The organism is Aeribacillus sp. JST-2 (assembly GCF_056032925.1).
This window is the reverse complement of sequence record NZ_JBVVUU010000107.1, coordinates 1-1,145: the sequence shown is the minus strand read 5'-3', so window position 1 is coordinate 1,145 and position 1,145 is coordinate 1. Positions and strand designations below refer to the sequence as shown.

1 protein-coding gene is annotated in these 1,145 nt (G+C 37.9%); it reads right to left on the bottom strand.

Annotated features, from left to right (window positions below):
- Positions 1-27: 27 nt before the first annotated feature.
- Positions 28-1,143: an IS4 family transposase gene (locus AC0KTX_RS16775; RefSeq protein WP_474253161.1), complete on the bottom strand. Its 1,116-nt coding sequence runs from the start codon at positions 1,141-1,143 to the stop codon at positions 28-30.
- Positions 1,144-1,145 lie beyond the last annotated feature (2 nt).

The window sequence follows — 1,145 nt, the reverse complement described above, 5'->3', positions numbered from 1 at the left end:
ACCAGAGCGACAACGACAAAAGGGAGATTATGGACTGGCTCGCCCATCAAATTTTCGCAACCAAACATAAGCTGGTTTCCACAGAGCTCTCTTTAACCAACGAGTAATTCGAAGTAGGGATTTCTTACTTTTCATCTCCAATTGAATGAGAACATGTAAGCAATACGTGATCAGGGCTAAGAAAATTTGATTTTGAATAGCTGTTTCACTCATTCCATAAAAGTGCTTAATTTCTACGTGTTGCTTGAGCCATTTGAAAAAGAGTTCAATAGCCCAGCGAGATCGGTAAATATCACTTATCTCTTCTGGTTTTAAATCAAATCGGTTGGTGATGAAACGAAGTAAGTTCCCTTTTGTGTCCATAACTTCTAGTAGACGAAAGACATTTTCAGTACGATTTTGTGTGGTACCAATGTAGACCATTTTATCGGATAGAACGTGACAATCATCAGGAAGTGAAAATGTATAGACTTCACGAATGACTGCGTTTTTCTTCAGTCTTGAAACGAAGAAATAGCCATCATCTGTCATCCGATCAAAACGTTCATAGTCCACATAACCGCGGTCAAACACATACATGGCTTCTTGATCATCCACTAGGACTTCGAGTTGATTTCGGTCATGTTCTTTTGCTGTCGTAATCACTGCTTTTTCAGGATAGACGGTGTCTTTATCCATGAAAACGAGCCGTAAGTGTAGCTTTACACCAGCTTTTGTTTTACGGAATTTTGCCCATTTATAATGGGTCAAATTCAACGGGAGTGTACTTGAATCAATGATTTTCAGTGGCATATTCTTTCCGTTTTTATAATGGTACCGTTGAATTTTCCAAACAAGATCCAAGAACAAATTTGCAAGAATTAGTGGGTTGATCTGATTGTTTTTTCGGGATAGCTGAGAGGCACTTATCGATTCAAATCCGAGTGCTTTTTGAAGATCTTCGTCTACAAGTGCATCACTCATTTCCTCTAAGCTCTTAAATTCGAGCAGCTGGGCTACCAATAAAAGTTTAATATAGGCTTCTGTTGTCAGCTTTTTTGTGTAATAGTCCTGTTTCAATTCTTTGACTTGTTCGCTAAGTTTTTGAATATTTATGGGTGAAACCCATTTACCAAATGATGAAATTAGTGTATTCTTGTCCATAA